Consider the following 21,700-nt stretch of genomic DNA (forward strand, 5'->3'; position numbering starts at 1 on the left):
GACGAATTGATCAGGAGCTAGCCTTGACCAGTTTGCAGCCCACCCCCGAGGACAAGTTCGCCTTCGGCCTGTGGACCGTCGGCTGGCGCGAGCGGGACCCGTTCGGGGAGGCCACCCGCGCGCCCCTGGATCCGGTCCGCACGGTGCACAAGCTGGCCGAACTCGGCGCCTGGGGCGTGACCTTCCACGACGACGACCTGCTCGCCGTCGAGTCGAACCGCGACACGGCGATCGCGGCGTTCCGCAAGGCGCTGGACGAGACCGGCCTGGTGGTGCCCACGGCCACGACCGACCTGTTCAAGGACCCCGTCTTCAAGGACGGCGCCTTCACCTCGAACGACCGGGACGTGCGCCGTCACGCGATCCGCAAGGTGATGCGCAACATCGACCTGGCGGCCGAACTCGGCGCCCGGACCTACGTGTTCTGGGGCGGCCGGGAGGGCGCGGAGAGCGACGCGGCCAAGGACGTGCGCGTGGCGCTCGACCGTTTCCGCGAGGCCATCGACTTCCTCGCCGGATACGTCAAGGAGCAGGGATACGGGCTGCGCTTCGCGCTGGAACCCAAGCCGAACGAGCCGCGCGGCGACATCCTGCTCCCGACCATCGGCCACGCACTCGGCTTCATCTCCACTCTGGAGCACGCCGACATGGTGGGCCTCAACCCGGAGGTGGGGCACGAGCAGATGGCGGGGCTCAACTTCGTCCACGGCATCGCGCAGGCGCTGTGGCAGGGCAAGCTCTTCCACATCGACCTCAACGGCCAGCACGGCTCGCGCTACGACCAGGACCTGGTCTTCGGTCACGGCGACACGAAGAGCGCGTTCTTCCTCGTCGACCTGCTGGAGAACAGCGGCTGGGACGGCCCGCGCCACTTCGACTACAAGCCCGGGCGCACCGAGGACGCCGACGACGTGTGGGTCTCCGCCGAGGCGAACATGCGCACCTACCTGATCCTCAAGGAGCGCGCCGCGGCCTTCCGCGCCGACCCCGACGTCCAGGAGGCCATGCGGGCCTGCCGGATCGACGAACTCGCGGTGCCCAGCATCGCGGAGGGCGAGAGTTACGAATCGCTGCGCGAGGAGGAGATCGACCTCGACGCCGCCCGCGCCCGCGGCTACCACTACTCCCGCCTCAACCAGCTCGCGCTCGAGCACATGCTCGGCAAGCGCTGACACCGCTCGACCGCGGGGTTCCCGAGTGCGGAGGGGGAGGTCATGAGTGGGACGGCAGAGGCGTCCGGAGTCTCCCTCCACGACGACCGGCCGGGAGCCTCGCAGGTGCCCAAGGGCGCCTGGGCCGTACTGTTCACCCTGCTCGTCGCGTCGATGATGGACATGCTCGACGCGACGGCGATGGGCGTCGCGGCGCCGGCGATCAAGCTGGAACTCGGCGCGTCCGACGCGCAGTTCCAGTGGATCAACATCGGCTATCTGCTGTCGTTCTCGGTACTGCTGCTGGCCGGCGGCCGCCTCGGCGACATCCTCGGCCGCCGCCAGGTGTTCCTGACCGGGCTGGCCGGGTTCACGGTGACGTCGGTGGCGTGCGCGGCCGCCCAGAGCCCGGGGGAGCTGATCGGCGCCCGGCTCCTCCAGGGCTGCACGGCGGCGTTGATGATCCCGCAGTGCGTCAGCATGATTCGCGAGAGCTTCGGCCAGGAGCACAGTGCGAAGGCGTTCGGGATCTTCGCGCCCTTCATCAGCCTGTCCTCCGCGCTCGGCCCGATCCTCGGCGGCGCGCTGATCGACTACGCGTCGTGGCGGTGGGTGTTCCTCGTCAACCCGCCCGTCTGCGTCGCCGTCTTCCTCGTCTCGCTGCGGGTGCTGCCCAAGGTGCCGCCCCGGAGTGACAGGCCCGGGCTCGACGTCGTCGGCATGATCCTGTGCTCCCTCGCCGCCGGGCTGGTCGTCTACCCGATCATCCAGGGGCGGGAGTACGACTGGGCCTGGTGGACCTTCGCGATGATGCTCGCCGGAGCGGTGGTGCTGGCGGTGTTCGCGCTCCACGCGCGCTCCCGGCGCAGGAGGTCGCTCGACGCCTTCGTCGAGGTCTCCCTCTTCCGCAAGCGCTCCTTCTCCGGCGGCACGCTGACCGTCTTCCTGTTCTTCGGCGCCTGCTCGGGAGCGTTCATCGTCAGCCCGCTGTTGCTGCAGCTCTACATCGGGTGGTCGCCGTTGCACGTCGGTCTGACGGGCGCCTGGTGGTCCCTGGGCACCATGTCCGCGATGGTGGCCGCGCCCCTCCTGGCGCGATGGCTGGGACCGCGCCAGGTGCTGCAGGCCGGCGTGCTGACGCAGGCGGTGGGCATGGTCCTCACCGCGCTGACCGTCGCCCTCAACGCCCGGGAAACCACCCACCCCGGCCCCCATGGACCACTCCTGGACACGGGGCTGACCAGCTTCAACCTGGCGCCGGCGCTGATCGTCTCCGGTATCGGCACCGGCCTGTTCTTCGTGCCCTTCCTGCCCCTGGTCCTCGCGGCCGTGGAGGACCGCGAACTCGGCCTGGCCAACGGGGCGATCAACTCCCTCCAGCAACTGGGCGGCGCGGTGGCGGCGGCCGTCTTCTCGACCGTGATCTTCAACGAGGTCGGGAAAGGGGCGTCGCCGTACTTCGCCGCCACGCTCGCCTACGGGCTCTGCGCCTGCCTGCTGGTGGTCACCTGGGCGGCCTCCTTCACTCTCGGGAAGAGCACCGCCCCCCACGACTGACGCCGACCCGGAAAGGTACCGACGATGCCGACGCCCCCCGCGGTCAACCTGTGGACCGTCCGCGACGAGCTGGCCGCCGACCGCGACGGCACCCTCGGGCGGCTGGCCGCACTCGGCTACGGCGCCGTCGAGCCGTTCGAGGCCACCGACGACCCGGCCGGCCTGCGCGCTGTCGCGGACGACCTGGGCATGACCGTCTGCAGCACCCACTCCCACCGGCTCCTCGACCGAGAGCCGGAGCCGGTCTTCGAGGCGGCACTCACCCTGGGCACCGGCCTGCTGATCGTGCCGTGGGGGCTCCCCGAGGCCGCCTTCGCCGATCACGAGGCTCTCCGGCGGACCGCCGACACGCTCAACTCCCTCGCCGAGAGGGCGGCCGCCCACGGCCTCCGGCTCGGCTACCACAACTACTGGTGGGAGTTCGAGTGCCGAATCGACGGCCGGCACGCCCTGGAGGCGCTCGCCGACCTCCTGGTTCCCGGCTTCTTCTTCGAGATCGACACCTACTGGGCCGCCCTCGGCGGCGCCGACGTACCCGCTCTGCTCACCCGGCTCGGCGACCGCGTGCCGGCCGTGCACCTCAAGGACGGGCCGATCGCCAAAGGCGCCCCGCACACCGCGCTCGGACGCGGGGAGATGCCGACCGGGGGGATCCTGGCCGCGGCCCCCGGGGCCCTGCGCATCGTCGAACTCCAGACCTGTGCAGGGGACGTGTTCGACGCGCTCGCGGAGAGCGCCGTGTACCTCGGCCCGGACACCGCGGGGCCCCCGCACGGCGGGACCGGACCCGGCCCGTTCGGGGACCCGGCCGACCTCGGCGTCCCTGCCTCCGCCCGCACGGTCCCCGGTGCTCCGCCGGCCCACACCACAGCCGCTCAGCCGCAAGGACGGAGAACAACCGTGCCCGAACCGCTCCGGGACCGCGCAGCACAACCCCTGGCCGATCAGCGCTGGCGGGATTCCTCACTGCCCGTGGCCGACCGGGTGGCCGATCTGCTGGGCCGGATGACCGTCGAGGAGAAGGTCGGGCAGCTCGGCGCGTACTGGGTGGCGCCGATGCGCCCCGGGGAGCCGGTGCTCGCGGTGCCGGAGGGGGCCACCGACCCGCTGCCGCCGCAGCTCGGTGAGGCGGCGTCCGTCGGCCTGGGACAGCTCACCCGGGTCTACGGCACCGAGCCCGTCCTCCCGGCGCAGGGGCTGGAGCGGCTGCGCCTCCTGCAGAACACCGTGATCGAGGCGAACTGGTTCCGCATCCCCGCGCTGGTGCACGAGGAGTGCCTCACGGGCCTCCTCTCCTGGACCGCCACCGTCTTCCCCACGCCCCTCGCGTGGGGCGCCTCGTTCGACCCCGACCTGGTGGAGGAGATGGCCACCGCGATCGGCGGCGTACTGCGCTCCATCGGCGCCCAGGTGGGCCTGGCACCCGTCCTCGACGTCACCCGGGACTACCGCTTCGGCCGCACCGAGGAGACGATCGGCGACGACCCGTATCTCGTCGGCATCATCGGCTCCGCCTACGCCCGCGGGCTGGAGAGCACCGGGACCGTGGCCACGCTCAAGCACTTCGCCGGATACTCGGCCGCCGCCGCCGGACGGAACATGGCTCCCGTCACCTGCGGGCCCCGCGAGTTCGCCGACGTGATCCTGGAACCGTTCGTGGCCGGTGTGCGGCTGGGCGGGGCCCGGTCCGTGATGGTCGCCCAGAACGACGTCGACGGCGTCCCGGCCACCGCGGACCGGCGTCTGCTCACCGACCTGCTCCGCGACGAGCTGGGCTTCACCGGTGTGGTCCAGGCCGACTACTTCGGCATCTGGAACCTCAAGCACGAGCACGGCGTGGCCGCCGGACGCGGGGACGCCGCCGCGCTGGCTCTGGAGGCCGGCGTCGACATGGAACTGCCCACCATCCACTGCTACGGCCCTCCGCTGATCGAGAAGGTGCGCGAGGGGCTGGTCGCCGAGGAGCTGGTGGACCGGGCGGCGTCCCGGGTCCTCGCGCTCAAGTGCGAACTGGGCATGCTGGACGCGACCTGGAAGGACGAGTTCGACGCTCTCCCCGCCCCGGAGCCCGGCGACCTGGACCCGCCCGAGCACCGGGCGCTGGCACGCCGACTCGCCGAGGAGTCCGTGGTGCTGCTCGCCAACGACGGCGTCCTCCCCCTGCGCGAGCGCCGCACCGTCGCCCTGGTCGGACCGCTGGTGGAGCAGCCGGAGGCCCTGCTCGGCTGTTATGCCTTCGCCAATCACAACTCCCTCGACTTCCTCGACGAGATGTCGGCGCGCGCGGGACTGGAAACGGGGGTGCGGATCCAGACCCTCGGCGACGCCCTGGCCGAGGAACTGCCCGACGCGAAGATCCAGGTGACGGCGGCCGGCGTGGCCGGGGTCCACGGTGACGAGGACATCGCCGCCGCCGTGTCCGCGGCGCGCGACGCGGACGTGTGCGTCCTGACGCTCGGCGATCGCGCGGGCCTGTTCGGCATCGACGGGCGCACCTCCGGCGAGGGCTGCGACGCCGGAACCGTGGCTCTGCCCGGCCGCCAGGCCGCACTCGCGAAGGCGGTGCTGGACACCGGGACACCCACCGTCCTGCTGGTGATCTCCGGCCGGCCCTACGCCCTGGGGGGCCTGGCGGAGCGGGCGGCGGCCGTCATGCAGGCGTTCTTCCCCGGCGAGGAGGGGGCCGGTGCCGTCGCCGGCATCCTGTCCGGCCGGGTGGAGCCGTCCGGACGGCTCCCGGTCAGCGTCCCCCGCCACGCGGGCGGCCACGAGGGAACCTACCTGCACGCGAGGACCGCCGGTCCCACCATGGTGAGCGCCCTCGACCCCACACCGCTGTATCCGTTCGGGCACGGGCTCACCTGGACCACCTTCGGGTACTCCGGCCTCGACCTGGACTCCGAGGTGATCCCGTCCGACGGCACCGTGCGGATCGGCGTCACCGTGCGCAACGACGGTGAACGGGCCGGCACCGAGGTGGTGCAGCTCTATCTGTCCGACCCGGTCGCCTCCACGGTGCGTCCCGTCCGCCGCCTCGCCGGATGGGCCAGGGTGCGGCTGGAGCCGGCCCGGTCGGCCCGCGTCGAGTTCGCTGTCCACGCCGACCGGGTCTCCTTCACCGGGAAGGACCTCCGGCGCGTCGTGGAGCCCGGAGAGATCGGTGTGGAGGTCGGCCGGTCCTGCACCGACCTGCCGCTGCGCGGTTCGTACCGGATCGAGGGCCCGGAACGGGTGCTCGGGACGGACCGGGTGCTCACGGTGCCGGTGACCGTGCGGCCGCTGTAGGCGGACGCTGCCGCAGACATCGCGTACACCCGCAGGCACCCGTCCGGGCCACGGTCGGCGGCCGGCCGGAGTGCTGCGTCCCGGCCCACCGCCGACCGTTCCCCCGACGACGGAGGTACCGCACTGTGCGATGGGGCATTCTCTCGACCGGCGCCATGGCCGCCGCCTTCGCTCAGGAGCTGGCGCCGCTGCCCGACGCGGAACTGCTCGCGGTCGGGTCGCGCGCGCAGGCGTCGGCGCGGCGGTTCGCCGAGCGGCACGACGTCTCCCGGGCCTACGGCAGTTGGGCCGGGCTCGCCGCGGACCCGGACATCGACGTCGTGTACGTCGCGACCCCGCACGCGGCGCATCACCCGGCCGTCCGGCTGTGCCTGGACGCGGGGAAGCACGTCCTGTGCGAGAAGCCCTTCACCCTCAACGCGGCCGAGGCCGGGCAGTTGGTGGCGACCGCCCGGGCCCGCGGTCTGTTCCTGATGGAGGCCATGTGGACGTACTGCCTGCCGGCCGTTCGCAAGATCGCCGCACTCGTCCGCGCGGGCGCGATCGGTGAGGTGCGGTGTGTACAGGCCGACCTGGGGTTCGTCGCCCCTTCCGACCCCGGGCACCGGTTGCGCGACCCACGAGCGGGTGGGGGCGCCCTGCTGGACGTGGGCGTCTACCCGGTCGCGCTCGCCCACCTGATCCTGGGCGCCCCCGACCACGTCGAGGCGTGGGCCGGCCTCACGCCGGAGGGCGTCGACGAGACGACCGGTGCGCTACTGGGGTACGACAGTGGGGCGGTCGCCACGCTCACCTGCTCGATCGGGGCCGAGAACGCGGGGGCCGCGTCGATCTCCGGTACGCAGGGACGCATTGATCTCCCCCGCGGCTTCTTCGCCGCCGACGGCTTCACCCTGCACCGCCGCGGCACCGGCCCCGAGACGTTCCGGTGCCCCGTCTCCCCGGGGCTCGGGTACCACTTCGAGGCCGCCGAGGTCATGCGCTGCCTGCGGGCCGGGCTGACCGAGTCGCCGCTCGTGCCGTTGGACGGCACCTTGGCCGTGATGGCCACGCTGGACGCGATCCGCGCGCGAGCCGGGGTCCGCTATCCGGGCGAGGCCTCGCCGGGCGAGCGCCGTCTCGTCCCTGACACGGTCGGCGGGGCTCTGGGGCGAGGCGACGAGCCTTTCCCGAGCTGATGCCGGTGGCGCCGGGTCGGTGACCGCGGGCGGCCCGGACCCGCCGTCACCGGGGACGCCGGGTGCCGTCATGGTTCGCCGGGACCGCCCAGTCCGGTCAGGGCGCCGACCGGGTCGAGGTCCGGGGTGCCTCGGGGCCACCAGTCCTCGTGGCCCGGCTCCGACTCGTACGCGTACCAGAGGCCGTCGCGGCCCAGGCGGAGCTGGACGTGGCCTCGGGGGTGGGTGAGGTGGTTGCGCCAGGGGCGGAAGGCCGGCAGGTCGGCGGCGACGAGGAGCGGGCGGGCACGGTCGAAGCGGCCGGCCGGGGGGTCCCAGGGCTCTTCGAGCACGGCGAGGCCGGCCGGGCCGCCCTGCCGCCAGGCGGCGACCGCGCGGGCCAGCTCGGCGGGGGTGCGGCCGGCGGCGGAGGCGAGCGAGGCATACAGGGCGCGGCTGCCTGCCGTGAGTCCGGAACCGGGGCGGGCCGCGGCGAGCCGTACCGCGTCCTGCCACAGGGTCAGTTCGCCGACCGGGTCGCGGCCGGTGGCGAGCAGTGCGTGGGCGCGGGCGGCGGCGTCGGTCGCGAGCTGGTCCAGCGCGAACGGGTCGGGGCCGCCCGGGGCCGCCGGGTAGACCGGGGGCTGTTCGGGGTGCGGGGGCGGGGGCAACGGCTGTGGCAGGGGCGGAAGTTCGCGGGGTGCGAGGGCGTGGCTCGCCCGTACGCCCGGCAGGGGTTCCGGTTCCCGCTCCTGGGCGGCCCGGGCCGTACGGGCGGCGCTCAGGCGGGACAGGGCATCGAGCAGTTCGCGCTCGCCCCGGCCGCGCAGCAGGAGCAGCACGAAGGGGTCCTCGTCGAGCAGGCGTGCCGTCTGGTAGCAGAGGGCGGCGGCGTGCTTGCAGGGGTGGCCGGAGTCGGGGCAGCTGCACCGGGGGTCCAGATCGCGTGGGCCGGGCAGCAGCGGCACCCCGCACGCGGCGAGGGACTGGGGCATCTCCTTGTCGAGCAGGGCCGCGATGTGGCCCGGCCGTTCGGCGGCGGCGTCCAGGAATCGCTCCCAGTCGGCGTCGTCCAGGGTGCGCAGCCGCACCTGGACGCGGTACGGCCGGGGCCGGCTGCCCCGTACATACGCGAGGACGAGCCCCGGCGTCACGGTGATGGCGTCCACATTCCCCTGCTCCGCATACGCCCGCCCGCGCACCAGTCGCTTGGCGTCGAGCGCCCCTTCCTCCAGGGCGGACACCCACGCGTTGCCCCACCACGTCTCCGCGAAGGCGGCGCCTGCGGCACCTTCGGTGCTCCGCGCGGGAAAGGCGGGGAAGGTGCGGCGCAGGTCGCCGTCGCGGTCGGGGGCGGCCATCGAGCGGGGGAGGTGAGGGGGCGCCGGGGCGGGGGCGGCATGGTCGGCCGCGGTGTCCCCGTGGGCTTCGGTGCGGGCGGTCTCCGACCGGCCCGGGGAGGTCTCTTCCTCCGGCCCGTCCGCCCCGGTGGGCATCCGGAACGCCCCCGCGAGCAACTCCCGCAGCTCACGCGCCCGAGCGACGGACGACTCGTTCCGCACCGGCGGCACCGGAGGCACGGGGCGACGCGTTGCGCGGGCCGACGCGGCCCCCTTGGCCGCCGCATCCCGCTCGGACCGCCCCCGCTCCCGGTCACGCCGCGCAGCACGCAACGCCTCACGAGCGACATCCCCGGGCCGCGCACCCGCCGAACCGACGGCCCCCCTCGCCCCGGCCCCACTTACGGGAGCGGCACCGCCCGGGGCGGGCCCACTCGCGCGGGCGGCACCGCTGGGGGTGGGCCCACCCGCGATGAAGTCCCCGCCGGGGATGGACGTGCCCGCCCCGGCAGCACCACTCGGAGTGGACGTACCTGACTCGGCAGCACCCGGGGCGGGCCCGCCTGCTTCCGCAGCAACCTGCGTGGACGCACCCGGCCCGCCAACACCGCCCGGCGTGAACCCACCCGCCTCACCGGGCCCCCTCAGAGCGGGCCCACCCCCTTCGGCAGCACCGCCGACGGCGGACGTGCCAGCCCCGGCAGCACCCGGCGTGGACGCACCCGGCTCGCCACCGGCGCCCGGCGTGGAGGTGTCCGCCGCGCCGACGCCACCCGGCATGAACACACCCGCCCCGCCGGGACCACCCGACGCGGACTCATCCACCCAACCAGGACCACCGGGAGCAGACCCACCCGCTTCAACCGCACCGCCGACGGCGGACGTGCCAGCCCCGGCAGCACCCGGCGTGGACGCACCCGGCTCGCCGCCGGCGCCCGGCGTGGAGGCGTCCGCCGCGCCGACGCCACCCGGCATGACGGCACTGGCCCCATCCGAACCGCCCGACATGGCCTCCCTTCCACCGGCGTCGGCCGCGTCTCCCCTTGTGGCGCGGCGGAGGGCGGCGCGGGCCGCGTCCGCCGGGCGGGGGTGGAGCTCGGTTGGCGTCGGGGTGGCCGGGGTGGGGGTCTCCTCGGGGGCCGAGGTCTTCTCGCGCGGTCCCGCCGGGTCCGTCCCGTCGGTCCGCTTCCCCTGCCGGTCGCGTTCCCGTGCGGCCCGTAGGGCGCGGCGGGCCTCGTCCGACGGGCGGGGGGTCATGTCGTCCTCCGGAGGCGAACCAGGTCGGTCAGTTCGCGGTCGGTGAGTTCTGTGAGGGCGGACTCGCCGGAGCCGAGGATCGCGTCGGCCAGGGCGCGCTTGGCCTGCAGCATCTCGGCGATGCGGTCCTCGACGGTGCCCTCCGTGATCAGGCGGTGGACCTGGACGGGCTGGGTCTGGCCGATCCGGTAGGCGCGGTCGGTGGCCTGTTCCTCCACGGCCGGGTTCCACCAGCGGTCGAAGTGGACGACATGGCCCGCGCGGGTGAGGTTGAGGCCGGTGCCCGCCGCCTTCAGGGAGAGCACCAGCACCGGCGTCGCGCCGCTCTGGAAGCGGTCCACCATGCGTTCGCGCTCGGGTACCGGTGTGCCGCCGTGCAGGAGGTCCACCGGGACCGCACGGGCGGCGAGGTGGGCGGTGATCAGCCGGGCCATCCCGACGTACTGCGTGAAGACGAGCGCGGAGCCGTCCTCGGCCAGCAGGGTGTCCAACAGCTCGTCCAGCAGGGCCAGTTTGCCCGAGCGGGCCATCAGGCGGTCCGCGGCATGGAGCGGGACCTCCTCCTTCAGGTACAGCGCGGGGTGGTCGCAGATCTGCTTCAGCGCGCCCAGCAGCTTGAGCACCAGGCCCCGGCGTGCGATGCCCTCCGCCGTCTCGATGGCCAGCAGCGACTCGCGGACCACCGCCTCGTACAGGGCGGCCTGTTCCCGGGTGAGCGGCACCGGGTGGTCCGTCTCCGTCTTGGGCGGCAGCTCGGGCACGATGCCGGGGTCGGACTTCTTGCGGCGCAGCAGGAAGGGGCGCACCAGCCGGGCCAGCCGTTCGACCGCCTCCTCGTCCTCGCCGTTCTCCACCGCGCGCGCGTGGCGGGCGCGGAAGGACTTCAGGGGCCCGAGCAGGCCGGGGGTCGTCCAGTCCAGCAGCGCCCACAGCTCGGAGAGATTGTTCTCGACCGGGGTGCCGGTCAGGGCCACGCGCGCGGGCGTCGGAATCGTGCGCAGCGCCTTCGCGGTCGCCGAGTAGGGGTTCTTCACGTGCTGCGCCTCGTCGGCGACGACCATGCCCCAGGGCTGTCCGGCCAGCGTCGGCGCGGCCGTGCGCATGGTGCCGTAGGTGGTGAGGACGAAGCCGCCGGCCAGGTCGTCCAGGGTGCGGTCGGGGCCGTGGAAGCGGCGGACGGGGACGCCGGGGGCGAAGCGGGTGATCTCGCGCTGCCAGTTGCCCAGCAGTGAGGCGGGGCAGACCACCAGGGTCGGTTCGGTGCGGGCCCGCTTCAGGTGCAGGGCGATGAGCGTGATCGTCTTGCCGAGGCCCATGTCGTCGGCAAGGCAGCCGCCGAGTCCGAGGGAGGTCATCAGGTCCAGCCAGGCCAGGCCCCGCAGTTGGTAGTCGCGCAGGGTGGCGGCCAGGCCGGGCGGCGGTTCGGCGGGGCGGATCCCGGCCGTCAGGCGGTCGCGCAGCGCGGCGAGCGCGCCGACCGGAACGGCCTCGACTGCCTCTCCGTCGACGTCCGCCGTGCCGGTGAGGGCGACGGACAGGGCGTCGACCGGGTCGAGCAGGCCCAGTTCGCGCTTGCGGGCCTTGCGGACCAGGGCCGGGTCGACCAGCACCCAGTGGTCGCGGAGGCGCACGACCGGGCGGTGCGCCTCGGCAAGGGCGTCCATCTCGGCCTCGCTGAGCGGATCGCCGCCGAGGGCCAACTGCCAGCGGAACTGGAGCAGTTCCTCGCTCTCGAAGAACCCGGTGCCGTCGGTCGCCGAGCCCGGCGCGGGCCGTACCACCGCGGTCGCGGTCAGGTCCTGGGCCAGGTCCCGGGGCCAGTGCACGGCGACCCCCGCCGCCGCGAGCCGGGACGCCGCCACCCCGAGCAGATCGCCCAACTCCTCGTCGGACAGGGCCAGTACGTCGGGCACGTCCTGCTCGGAGAGCCGGTCCAGGGGCGGCCAGACGCGGGCGGCGCGGCGCACCGCGAGGGCGGCGTCCACGCGTGCGCGGGGGCCGAAGGCGGAGTCCGCCTCGCCCGCCCACAGCGCCGCCGCGTCGACCACGAGGGTGGGGTCGGCGAGGCTGTGCACCTGCACGATCGCGGCCCCGGCGGTACGGACGCCGCCCTCGCCGTCGAAGAGTTCGTACGCGGACAGGTCCAGGCGGAGGGAGATCCTGACGCCCGCATCCATGCCGGCGGCGACCTCGGCCGCCCAGTCGTGGGCTTCGGGAAGGCGCTGCGGCCGCCGGTCGGCGAAGGGCTTCCCGGAGGCGTACGGCGCGGCCGGGGTGCGGGGCAGGGTGTCCGCGACCGCGTCCAGGAAGGAGCGCATCAGCGCTTCCGGTTCGGGCAGCCGGAGCGGGCCGGAACCCGGGAGCGGCACCGCGTGGCCCTCGGAGGGCAGGGCGGCAGCGATCGCCCGCAGGTGGGCGATGTCGTCGGGGTCCAGGGGGCCCGCCCGCCAGGCGTCGTGGCCGGTGGCGGTCAGGCCGGGCAGCAGCCTCCCGCGCGCGACCAGCCGCAGCGCGTGCAGGGCGGCGGCGCCCCAGCAGGCGGTGGCGGGGTGGGCGGCCGGGTCGCGCCGGGCGCGCACGAGCAGCGGCAGGGCCTCACCGAGCGGGAGCGTGACGGCCGGGGTGGTGCGGCGGCGTACTCCGGAGCCGTGCCGCCGTACGACGGTGAGGTCGGTGTGCCGGGCGGGCAGCGGGCCGTCCTCGGGGTCCCAGAAGGCGATCCGGCCCTCGCGCGGCAGGGGCGCGGGCAGGAAGACGGCGGCGAGCCGCACGGGGACGGTCTCCGCCGTGGCCGCGGCCACCGTGGCCATGTCGCTCATACGCTGTGTCACCTCCCGGCCGTGAGTCGGATCAGACGTCTTCGACTCTACGGGCGGGGTCTGACAATCGGCCCCGGGGCCGCTCCCAGCGGGCCGTCGGGCCCGGGGATTCGCGGCGGGGCGTCGGGCTCGGGAGACTCCCGGCGGGGCGTCGGGCTCGGGAAACTCCCGGCGGGGCGTCGGGCCCGGGAAACTCCCGGCGGGGCGTCGGGCTCGGGAAACTCCCGGCGGGGCGTCCGGTGCAAGCGCCCCCGGCGAGCCGTCCGGTTCAGGCAATCCCCGGGGAGCCCTCCCGCTCAGGGAGGTCCAGCGGACCGTCCCGGATCAGGGAACCGTGCGCGAGACCACGTACACCATCGGATACGTCGGGTTCCCGGTGTTCACGACCACGTCCAGCGTCGGCGCCGGGTTCTCCTGCTTGTGGACCAGGCCGTAGTAGGCGCCCGGTCGTGAGCCCTCGCCGGAGAACTTCCAGCCGGTGACCGCCCGGTCGCGGGCGCCGATGGTGATGTCGCCCTCCTTCAGGTCGTCCCGGCTCATGCCGATGTCGGCCAGGAAGGTGTCCAGGCCTTCGTGCGTGGTCTGGAACTGGACGTAGAGACGGCTGGTCTTCCAGTTGTTCGTCTCGTAGTACGCGACCTGGTTCGCCGGGTGCGGGACCGGCACCTGGTACAGGCGACGCTGGAGCTTGGACGGCCAGCCCTCGGTGAGGCCGGTCGCCGAGTACTTCGCCTCCTTGTCCTTGCCGCTGTTGCGGCTCTGGTTGGCGGAGATCACCAGGTAGCCGGCCGGCACGCCGATCAGCAGGACGATGATGAGCAGGGTGAGCGACCGGCGGCGGATCACGTGCCGCCGGTCCTCGGTGCGCCGGGACGGCTCGTCCGGCGGCTCGGCCTGGCGGGGCAGATCAGGGGTCACGCGGGCCCCTGGGGCGCGCGGCGGGCCTGTGCGAACCGCTCGTAGCGTTCGTAGCGCTCCACCCGGCGCCGGTTGGCGCGCCGGAAGCGCCGGGCGACCAGGCGGGCGAGGTCGGCGGCGCCGACCATGCCGGCCTCGGGGCCGAGCTGGGCACGCGCGATGCGGGCCTCGGGGCGGTAGCCGCGGCCGGTGAGATGGCGCCTGAAGGCGTCCCGCGCGGGGCCGATCAGCAGGTCGTCGGCGGCCGAGACGCCGCCGCCGATGACGAAGCAGGACGGGTCGAGGGCGGCCGCCAGGTTGGCGATGCCGACGCCCAGCCACTGGCCGATGTCCTGGAGCAGCTCGATGCACATGGCGTCGCCCTCGCGGGCCAGCTCGGTGATCATCGGGCCGGTGATGTCGGAGATGCTGCCCTTGACGTGCTCGATGATGCCGTACGCCACCGGGGAGTCCGCCGCCGCCAGTTCGCGGGCCTCGCGCACGAGGGCGTTGCCGGAGCTGTACTGCTCCCAGCAGCCGCGGTTGCCGCACGGGCAGCGGTGGCCGCCGGGGACGACCTGCATGTGCCCGAACTCGCCGGCGACGCCGTACTTGCCGCGCTTGACCTGCCCGTCCTCCAGGATCGCGCCGCCGATGCCGGTGCCCAGGGTGATCATGACGAGGTGGTCCTCGCCGCGGCCGGCGCCGAAGCGCCACTCCGCCCACGCGGCGGTGTTGGCGTCGTTGTCGACCAGGACGGGCACGGCGAGGCGGCCCGCGATGCGGTCGCGCAGCGGCTCGTTGCGCCACGACAGGTGGGGGGCGAACAGGACGCGGTTGCGGTCGGCGTCGACCCAGCCGGCCGCGCCGATCCCGACGGCGTGCACGTCGTGCCGGTCGGAGAGGTCCAGCACCAGCTCGACGATGGTGTCCTCGACGACCTTGGGGCTCTTGGACTTGTCCGGGGTCTCGGTGCGGACCTTCTCCAGGATGTTGCCGTCGGCGTCGACGACGCCCGCCATGACTTTTGTGCCGCCGATGTCGATCCCCACGGTGGGCACGCGGGGTGCCGTCAGATGGGAGCGGCGCTCCCGGGTGCCCACCGTGCGGAGCACGGTGGCGCGCCGGGAGCCGATCGGGGCGCTGAAGTCGCGGTAGGTGCTCATCAGGCCCGATTCTGCCTCACCGTCGGGCTCGGTGCCGTACGGGGAAGCAATGGGGGTGGTTGATGCCGTACGCGGTCTACAAGTCGTTTGTGGCTTGTCGCGCAGTTCCCCGCGCCCCTGGGGCCTGTCCGGCGGATCATGCCGCAGACGCGGGGCCTGGCACGCCCATCCGCCGGACAGGCCCTAGCGGCGCTGCAGCTCGTGGCGCAGGTCGTCCAGCTCGTTTCCGCCCGCCATCTGCCTGGTCAGCTCGTCGAGGGTGATCTCGTCGCGGGTGTGGTTGCCGACCATCGCGCCGCGCTTCAGCAGGACGAAGTGGTCGCCGACCAGGTACGCGTGATGCGGGTTGTGTGTGATGAAGACAACGCCCAGGCCCTCGTCCCGGGCCGCCGCCACGTACTTCAGGACCACGCCCGACTGCTTCACGCCGAGGGCCGCCGTGGGCTCGTCCAGGACGAGGACCTTGGCGCCGAAGTAGACCGCGCGGGCGATCGCCACGCACTGGCGCTCGCCGCCCGAGAGGGTGCCGATGGGCTGGTCGACGTCGCGCAGGTCGATGCCCATGCGCAGGAGCTCGGCGTGGGTCGTGCGGCGCATGAAGTCGACGTCCATGCGCTTGAAGGGGCCCACGCCCTTGCGCGGTTCGGAGCCGAGGAAGAAGTTCCGCCACACCGGCATGAGCGGTACGACGGCCAGGTCCTGGTAGACGGTGGCGATGCCGCGGTCCAGGGCCTCGCGCGGGGAGGACAGCCTCGTCTCCTCGCCGTCGAGGCGCAGGACGCCTCCGTCGTGCTGGTGCAGCCCGGCGATGATCTTGATGAGGGTGGACTTGCCGGCTCCGTTGTCGCCCAGTACGCAGGTGATGGCGCCCGCGTCGACCTTGAGGGAGACGCCTTCCAGGGCGCGGATGTTGCCGTAGCGCTTGCTGACGTCGGTCAGTTCGACGAGTGTCACTTGGTGGCCTCCGCGCGCTTGCGGACCCAGGCGTTGAGCAGGGTCGCGAGGAGCAGCATCGCTCCGAGGAAGAACTTGAACCAGTCGGGGTTCCACTCGGCGAAGACGATGCCCTTGCTGGTCATGCCGAAGATGAACGCGCCGACCGCCGAGCCGACCGCGCTGCCGTAGCCGCCGGTGATCAGACAGCCGCCGATGACGGCCGCGATGATGTAGATCAGCTCGTTGCCGACGCCCTCGCCGGACTGGACGACGTCGAAGGAGAAGAGCAGGTGCTGGCCGGAGATCCAGGCGCCGAGGCCGACGCCCATGTAGAGGCCGATCTTGGTCTTGGTGACGGGGACGCCGACGGCGCGGGCCGCTTCCTGGTTGCCGCCGACCGCGAAGATCCAGTTGCCGGCGCGGGTGCGCAGCAGGATCCAGGAGGCGAGGGCGACCAGGCCCAGCCACCACAGGATGGTGACCTTGAAGTCGACGTCGCCGACGGTCAGGGTGGAGGCGAAGACGTCGTGGGCGCTGGGGAAGCCCTCCATGTCGGAGATGGACTTCGTGGAGACGGTGCCGTCGATCAGCTTGGTGAAGCCGAGGTTCATGCCGGTCAGCATCAGGAAGGTGCCGAGCGTGATGATGAAGCTGGGCAGTTTGGTGCGGGTGAGCATGATGCCGTTGAAGGCGCCGATGGCCAGGGTGACCAGCAGGGACACGCCCACTCCGACCCATACGTTCGCCGTGAGCTGGTAGCTGAACATCGACGACACCAGGGCCGAGGAGGTCACCAGGACGCCGGCCGACAGGTCGAACTCGCCGCCGATCATCAGCAGCGCGACGGGGACGGCCATGATGCCGATCGTCGAGGAGGCGTAGAGGACCGTGCTGAGGCTGGAGGCGCGCAGGAAGCCGTCGGCGACGAACGCGAAGAAGACGAAGACGGCGATCGCGCCGACGACCGAGCCCAGTTCGGGGCGGCCGAGCAGTTTGCGCAGCGGCGAGGTCTCCAGCAGCCGCTCGTCCACGGTGGTCGCGCTCATCGGGTGCCCCGCTCGGTGTACTCCTGCAGCGCGGCGGCCTGGTCCTTGGTGATGATCTGCGGGCCGGTGAGCACGGGCTTGCCGCCGCCGAGGACGTCGTTGTTGTACTTGTACAGCCACAGCAGGTCGACGGCCTCGTAGCCCTGGAGGTAGGGCTGCTGGTCGACGGCGAAGCCGAGGGTGCCGTCCTTGAGCGAGGCGGCCACCTTGGCGTTGAGGTCGAAGGTGTCGATCTCGGCCTTGCTGTTCGCGTCCTGCCGGGCCTTCACCGCGGTGTCGGCGTAGGGGGCGCCCAGGGTGACGACGGCGTCGACGGACGCGTCGGCCTGGAGCTTGGCGCTGATCGCGGACTGCACGTCCGGCATGCTCGTGCCGTTGACGTACAGGTTCTGCACGGTCCCGTCGAAGGTCTCCTTGACGCCCGCGCAGCGCTGCTCGTGGCCGACGTTGCCCTGCTCGTGCAGGACGCAGACCGCCTTCTTCTTCCCGCGCTTGTTCAGCTCCTCGCCGACCGCCTGGCCGGCGATGGTCTCGTCCTGGCCGATGTGGGTGAGGGCGCCGAACTCCTTGGACTCCTCGGAGCCGGAGTTCACGGTGATCACCGGGATGCCGGCCTTGCGGGCGCGGGCCACGGCGGCCTTCATGGCGTCGGGCTTGGCGAGGGTGACGATGATGCCGTCGACCTTCTTGTCCACGGCGGCGTCGACGAGTTGCGCCTGCTGCTGGGCCTCGTCGTCGTGCGAGTACAGGAAGTTGATGTTGTCCTTGACGGCGGCCTGCTTCGCGCCGCTCTGGACGATGTCCCAGAAGGTGTCGCCGTCACCCGAGTGGGTGATCATCGCGAAGGTCCAGCGGGGGGTGTTGACCGCCGCCTTCCCCTGGGCCGCCGCGGCCTTGCGGGCGTCCTCGGCGCGTTTGCCGCCGGTGCTACTGCATCCGGCGACGGACACGCACAGTGCCCCCGCCAGCGCGATTCCTGCCCAGGTCCTCAAGCGTGCCACGAGGCGGTGCCCTTCTTGCTGTGTTCTGAGGTGCTCACGGGGCTGGTGACTCACCAGCCCCAAACGCCCCAGTATCAAACACAGGGATCATCCGCCGGACGACCGGGGACCGCGAGTCGGTCGCATTGTCCGGACATTACGAGGAGGTCGGGGCGTCGCTCAGGGGCGCACGAGCAGCTGGAACTCGAAGGAGTAACGGCTCGGCCGGTAGATGTGGTCGCCGAACTCGACCGCACGGCCGGTGTCGTCGAAGGTGGTGCGCTGCATGGTGAGCAGCGGGGCGCCCTCCTGCTCGGCGAGCCGCTCGGCCTCGGCGGCGGTGGCGGCGCGGGCCCCGATGGACTGGCGGGCACTGTGCAGGGTGATCCCGGCGGCGCGCATCAGCCGGTACAGGCCGGTGGCCTCCAGTTGCGCGGTGTCCAGGTCGAGCAGGGCGGTCGGCAGGTAGTTGCACAGGTACGCCATCGGCTCGCCGTGGGCCAGGCGCAGCCGCTCCACCTGGTGCACATCGCTGCCCTCGGTGACGCCGAGCGCGGCCGCGACCTCGGCGGAGGCCGGGACGACCGTGTTGACCAGCACCGTGGTCGCGGGGCGCTGGCCGGCGGCCTCCAGGTCGTCGTAGAGGCTGCTGAGCTCCAGCGGGCGCTTGACCTGGCTGTGCACGACCTGGGTGCCCACTCCGCGGCGGCGCACCAGCAGGCCCTTGTCGACGAGGGACTGGATGGCCTGGCGGACGGTGGGCCGGGACAGGCCGAGGCGCGCGGCGAGTTCGATCTCGTTGCCCAGCAGGCTGCCGGGGGTGAGCGCTCCGTGCTCGATCGCGGCCTCCAACTGCTGGGACAGCTGGAAGTACAACGGCACCGGGCTGCTCCGGTCCACACTGAGGTCGAGCGACACGGTCGGGTCCACTTCTGGTTTCGGCACGGGCCGAGCGTAGCTCCGTGGCCGGTTGACGGGAAGTCGTGTAGTTCGGTTGTCCGGACATACGCATTGACAGGGGCGGGATCCGGCCGCACTTTGGTCCCATGCGCATCGGAGTCATCGGTACAGGCCGCATCGGCACCATCCATGCGAACACACTCAGCCGGCACCGGGAGGTCGGTTCGCTGATCCTCACCGACGCCGATCCAGCGCGCGCCCAGGAGCTGGCCCTGCGGCTCGGCGAGACGGCGGCGCCCGGAGTGGACGAGATCTTCAAGTGGGGCGTGGACGCCGTGGTGATCACGACGGCGACGTCGGCGCACGCCGAACTGATCGGTCGGGCAGCACGCTCGGGCCTCCCGGTGTTCTGCGAGAAGCCCATCGCGCTCGACCTGCCCGGCACCCTCCAGGCGATCTCCGAGGTCGAGACGGCCGGAACGATCCTCCAGATGGGCTTCCAGCGCCGCTTCGACGCGGGCTACGCGGGTGCCCGCGAGGCCCTGCGGTCCGGACGGCTCGGGCGGCTGCACACGGTCCGGGCGCTGACCAGCGACCAGGCGCCGCCACCGGCCGCGTATCTGCCGCAGTCCGGCGGGCTGTACCGGGACACGCTGATCCACGACTTCGACGTGCTGCGCTGGGTGACCGGGCGCGAGGTGGTCGATGTGTACGCGGCCGGGTCGGACGCGGGGCCCGCGATGTTCCGCGAGGCGGGGGACGTGGACACCGCGGCGGCGCTCCTCACGCTGGACGACGGCACGCTCGCCACCGCGACGGCGACCCGACTCAACGGCGCCGGCTACGACGTGCGCATGGAGCTGGCCGGGGAACGGGACACGATCGTCGTCGGCCTGGACGACCGTACGCCCGTCACCTCGACCGAGCCGACCGGGCCGCCGGCCGCGGACAAGCCGTGGCCCGGCTTCCTGGAGCGCTTCGGGCCCGCCTACGAGGCGGAGCTGGTGGCGTTCGTGGACGTGGTCCGGGGCGAGCGGGCCAACCCCTGCGACGGACGCGAGGCCCTCCAGGCCCTGCGGGTCGCGGAGGCCTGCGAGGTGTCCCGGCGCGAGCACAGACCGGTGCGGCTGGCGGAGCTCCCGGGCGGGCCGGTTTCCACCGCCGCGTGAGCGCACCCGGGCCGGCCTACCAGCGCACCGGCAGGCTCCGCATCCCCCGTATCAGCATGCCCGGGAGCCATTCGCCGGGCGGGCCGTCGAGGGCCAGGCCGGGGGCGCGCTCCAGGAGCGAACGGACCGCCGTGCGCGCTTCGAGGCGGGCCAGCGGGGCGCCGAGGCAGAAGTGGATGCCGTGGCCGAAGGCGACGTGGCCGCGGGTGTCGCGCCGGATGTCGAAGCGGTCCGGGGCGGGATAGCGCTCCCCGTCCCGGTCCGCCGCGGTGAGGCCGATCATCACCGTGTCGCCCGCGGCCACCTGGACTCCGCCGATCTCCAGGGGCTCGGCGGCATACCGGAACGTGGCGTTCTCCACCGGGCCCTCGTAGCGCAGCATCTCCTCCACCGCGCCGTCCAGGAGAGTCATGTCGGCCCGTAGCGCGGCGAGTTGGTCGGGGTGGGTGAGCAGGGCGTGGACGCCGTTGGTGATGAGGTTGACCGTGGTCTCGTGGCCGGCGATCAGCAGGATGAAGGCCATGCCCCGCAGCTCGTCCGGGGAGAGCCGGTCGCCGTCCTCGGCGGTGGTGCGGATCAGGTCGCTGAGCAGGTCGTCGCTCGGACCGGCGGCCCGCTTGTCCTCGATCAGTTCCCTGAAGTAGGCGGCGAGGCCGACGAAGGCGTCGTGCTCGCTGCCCGGGCTGCTGGGGGCCACCGACTCGTTGGACATCCTGCGGAACTCCGCGCGGTCCATCTCGGGCACGCCGAGCAGTTCGCAGATGACGGTGAGCGGCAGCGGGTAGGCGAAGGACTGCACCAGGTCGGCACGGCCCTGCGGCAGCATCGCGTCGAGCAGGTCGTCGGTGATCTGCTGGATCCTCGGCCGCAGCGCCTCCATCCGGCGCGCGGTGAAGGCGCGGGTGATCAGCCCGCGCAGCCGGGTGTGCTGGGGCGGGTCGCTTTCCAGCAGGTTCTTCCCGAGCAGTTCTTCGGGGAGCGTGGCCAGGCCGACCTTGGCGCCGTCCTTGGACAGCCGCTGGTCGGCCAGCGCCGCACGCGCCTCCTCGTGGCCGACGACCAGCCAGGTCTCGTCCTCCCAACCGGGCGGCCGGATCCGGTGGACCGGACCGAGGGCCCGTAACCGTGCGTACACCGGGTGCGGGTCGTCGCGGAACTCCTTGCCGAACTCGCCCAGATCGATCACGTCACCCATGGCCCTCCCCCTCGCACGGCTCCCCCGGCACCCTCTTCAACGCGCGGCGGCCACGGCTAGTGCCCGTCCGCCCCCGGTTCTTCCAGAAGTCCCGCGTCGTACGCCAACAGGGCTATCTGTACACGGTTGTTGAGGTCGAGCTTGGTCAGGATGCGGGAGACGTGGGTCTTCACGGTGGCGACGCTCATGTAGAGGCCGCCGGCGATCTCGGCGTTGGACAGGCCCCGGCCGACCGCGACGGCGACCTCGCGCTCACGGTCGTTGAGGGCGGCGACGCGAGCACGCGCGTGCGTGCGGCGGACGTCGGTGGCGGCGCCGGCCGCGTGTGCCATCACCTGCCGGGTGACGGTGGGCGAGAGAACGGGATCGCCCGCCGCGACGCGCCGCACCGCGTCGACGATCTCGGCGGGCGGGGTGTCCTTGAGGACGAACCCGGCGGCGCCCGCACGCAGGGCGCGCAGCACCTGGTCGTCGGCGTGGAAGGTGGTGAGCAGGACGATCTGCGGGGCGTCCGGCCGGCCGCGCAGCCGTTCCGTGGCGGTCAGTCCGTCCACCGAGGGCATCCGGATGTCCATCAGGACGACGTCCGGGCGGGTGCGCTCGACGAGTTCCCCCACCTCGGCGCCGTCCGAGGCCTCGCCGACGATCTCGATGTCGTCCGCCCCGCCCATCATCAGGGCCAGACCCGCCCGGACCAGCGGGTCGTCGTCGACGAGGAGCAGTCTGATCGCATTCATGGGCTGTACGTAATCATGCCTGCCGCTCCGGGGCGCCCACGGCGACCGGATCGCTCGGCACTCCGAGGGGAGGCCGAGGTCACGGATCCCGACCCTGCTCCCGTCGTG

Annotated in this window: 15 protein-coding genes; 5 read left to right on the forward strand and 10 right to left on the reverse strand. The window is 73.0% G+C overall.

Annotated elements, in window-relative coordinates; translation table 11 throughout:
- The first annotated feature begins 23 nt into the window (after positions 1 to 23).
- The 4 genes from xylA (at position 24) to ICC28_RS24015 (ending at position 7,171) form a co-directional block, all read left to right on the forward strand.
- Entirely contained in the window at positions 24 to 1,172 is a 1,149-nt protein-coding gene (gene xylA, locus ICC28_RS24000) for a xylose isomerase (protein ID WP_188290751.1), read from the forward strand.
- Between the two features lie 42 nt (positions 1,173 to 1,214).
- Complete coding sequence (locus ICC28_RS24005; RefSeq protein WP_188290752.1) at positions 1,215 to 2,708, forward strand: MFS transporter; 1,494 nt, start codon at positions 1,215 to 1,217, stop codon at positions 2,706 to 2,708.
- A gap of 24 nt (positions 2,709 to 2,732) precedes the next feature.
- Complete coding sequence (locus tag ICC28_RS24010; RefSeq protein WP_188290753.1) at positions 2,733 to 5,993, forward strand: glycoside hydrolase family 3 N-terminal domain-containing protein; 3,261 nt, start codon at positions 2,733 to 2,735, stop codon at positions 5,991 to 5,993.
- 125 nt (positions 5,994 to 6,118) lie between these two features.
- Positions 6,119 to 7,171, forward strand: a complete 1,053-nt coding sequence (locus ICC28_RS24015) for a Gfo/Idh/MocA family protein (protein ID WP_411158622.1) — start codon at positions 6,119 to 6,121, stop codon at positions 7,169 to 7,171.
- Positions 7,172 to 7,239: 68 nt separating this feature from the next.
- Here the strand turns inward: ICC28_RS24015 and ICC28_RS24020 are convergent, their stop codons facing one another.
- The 8 genes from ICC28_RS24020 to ICC28_RS24055 form a co-directional block, all read right to left on the reverse strand.
- The gene (locus tag ICC28_RS24020) at positions 7,240 to 9,138 is read right to left on the reverse strand and encodes an SWIM zinc finger family protein (protein WP_223189355.1); all 1,899 of its coding nucleotides are present in this window, start codon (positions 9,136 to 9,138) and stop codon (positions 7,240 to 7,242) included.
- Between the two features lie 605 nt (positions 9,139 to 9,743).
- On the reverse strand, positions 9,744 to 12,566 hold the full coding sequence (locus ICC28_RS24025; RefSeq protein ID WP_188290755.1) for a DEAD/DEAH box helicase: 2,823 nt from the start codon (positions 12,564 to 12,566) through the stop codon (positions 9,744 to 9,746).
- Between the two features lie 324 nt (positions 12,567 to 12,890).
- A complete protein-coding gene (locus ICC28_RS24030) occupies positions 12,891 to 13,484 on the reverse strand; it encodes a sugar kinase (RefSeq protein ID WP_188290756.1) in 594 nt (197 codons plus the stop codon).
- Positions 13,481 to 14,629 carry an ROK family glucokinase gene (locus tag ICC28_RS24035; RefSeq protein ID WP_188290757.1) on the reverse strand — a complete coding sequence of 383 codons (1,149 nt, stop codon included), beginning with the start codon at positions 14,627 to 14,629 and terminating at the stop codon, positions 13,481 to 13,483. The genes ICC28_RS24030 and ICC28_RS24035 overlap by 4 nt, the downstream gene beginning before the upstream one ends.
- A gap of 183 nt (positions 14,630 to 14,812) precedes the next feature.
- Positions 14,813 to 15,583 (reverse strand): ATP-binding cassette domain-containing protein, encoded by a 771-nt coding sequence (locus ICC28_RS24040; RefSeq protein ID WP_282701320.1) that lies wholly within the window; start codon positions 15,581 to 15,583, stop codon positions 14,813 to 14,815.
- On the reverse strand, positions 15,580 to 16,611 hold the full coding sequence (locus tag ICC28_RS24045; RefSeq protein ID WP_188290758.1) for an ABC transporter permease: 1,032 nt from the start codon (positions 16,609 to 16,611) through the stop codon (positions 15,580 to 15,582). Before ICC28_RS24045 ends, ICC28_RS24040 begins: the two co-directional genes overlap by 4 nt.
- The gene (locus ICC28_RS24050) at positions 16,608 to 17,612 is read right to left on the reverse strand and encodes a sugar ABC transporter substrate-binding protein (RefSeq protein WP_188290759.1); all 1,005 of its coding nucleotides are present in this window, start codon (positions 17,610 to 17,612) and stop codon (positions 16,608 to 16,610) included. Before ICC28_RS24050 ends, ICC28_RS24045 begins: the two co-directional genes overlap by 4 nt.
- A gap of 159 nt (positions 17,613 to 17,771) precedes the next feature.
- Entirely contained in the window at positions 17,772 to 18,509 is a 738-nt protein-coding gene (locus tag ICC28_RS24055; RefSeq protein ID WP_188290824.1) for a GntR family transcriptional regulator, read from the reverse strand.
- A gap of 128 nt (positions 18,510 to 18,637) precedes the next feature.
- Between ICC28_RS24055 and ICC28_RS24060 the strand changes: the two genes are divergently transcribed.
- Positions 18,638 to 19,660, forward strand: coding sequence for a Gfo/Idh/MocA family oxidoreductase (locus ICC28_RS24060; RefSeq protein ID WP_188290760.1), 1,023 nt, complete (start codon positions 18,638 to 18,640; stop codon positions 19,658 to 19,660).
- Between the two features lie 16 nt (positions 19,661 to 19,676).
- Here ICC28_RS24060 and ICC28_RS24065 read toward each other — a convergent pair whose 3' ends face one another.
- Positions 19,677 to 20,855 carry a cytochrome P450 family protein gene (locus tag ICC28_RS24065; RefSeq protein WP_188290761.1) on the reverse strand — a complete coding sequence of 393 codons (1,179 nt, stop codon included), beginning with the start codon at positions 20,853 to 20,855 and terminating at the stop codon, positions 19,677 to 19,679.
- Between the two features lie 56 nt (positions 20,856 to 20,911).
- Positions 20,912 to 21,592, reverse strand: a complete 681-nt coding sequence (locus tag ICC28_RS24070; protein ID WP_188290762.1) for a response regulator — start codon at positions 21,590 to 21,592, stop codon at positions 20,912 to 20,914.
- Between the last annotated feature and the right edge of the window lie 108 nt (positions 21,593 to 21,700).

It is taken from the genome of Streptomyces sp. TRM68416 (assembly GCF_014596915.1).
GTDB lineage: Bacteria > Actinomycetota > Actinomycetes > Streptomycetales > Streptomycetaceae > Streptomyces.

Bases quoted from the DNA above. Each gene is read 5' to 3' on its own strand.
- ICC28_RS24025 (WP_188290755.1), bottom strand. From the start codon at position 12,566: ATGAGCGACATGGCCACGGTGGCCGCGGCCACGGCGGAGACCGTCCCC.
- ICC28_RS24070 (WP_188290762.1), bottom strand. From the start codon at position 21,592: ATGAATGCGATCAGACTGCTCCTCGTCGACGACGACCCGCTGGTCCGG.
- ICC28_RS24065 (WP_188290761.1), bottom strand. From the start codon at position 20,855: ATGGGTGACGTGATCGATCTGGGCGAGTTCGGCAAGGAGTTCCGCGAC.
- ICC28_RS24060 (WP_188290760.1), top strand. From the start codon at position 18,638: ATGCGCATCGGAGTCATCGGTACAGGCCGCATCGGCACCATCCATGCG.
- ICC28_RS24045 (WP_188290758.1), bottom strand. From the start codon at position 16,611: ATGAGCGCGACCACCGTGGACGAGCGGCTGCTGGAGACCTCGCCGCTG.
- ICC28_RS24005 (WP_188290752.1), top strand. From the start codon at position 1,215: ATGAGTGGGACGGCAGAGGCGTCCGGAGTCTCCCTCCACGACGACCGG.
- ICC28_RS24010 (WP_188290753.1), top strand. From the start codon at position 2,733: ATGCCGACGCCCCCCGCGGTCAACCTGTGGACCGTCCGCGACGAGCTG.
- ICC28_RS24035 (WP_188290757.1), bottom strand. From the start codon at position 14,629: ATGAGCACCTACCGCGACTTCAGCGCCCCGATCGGCTCCCGGCGCGCC.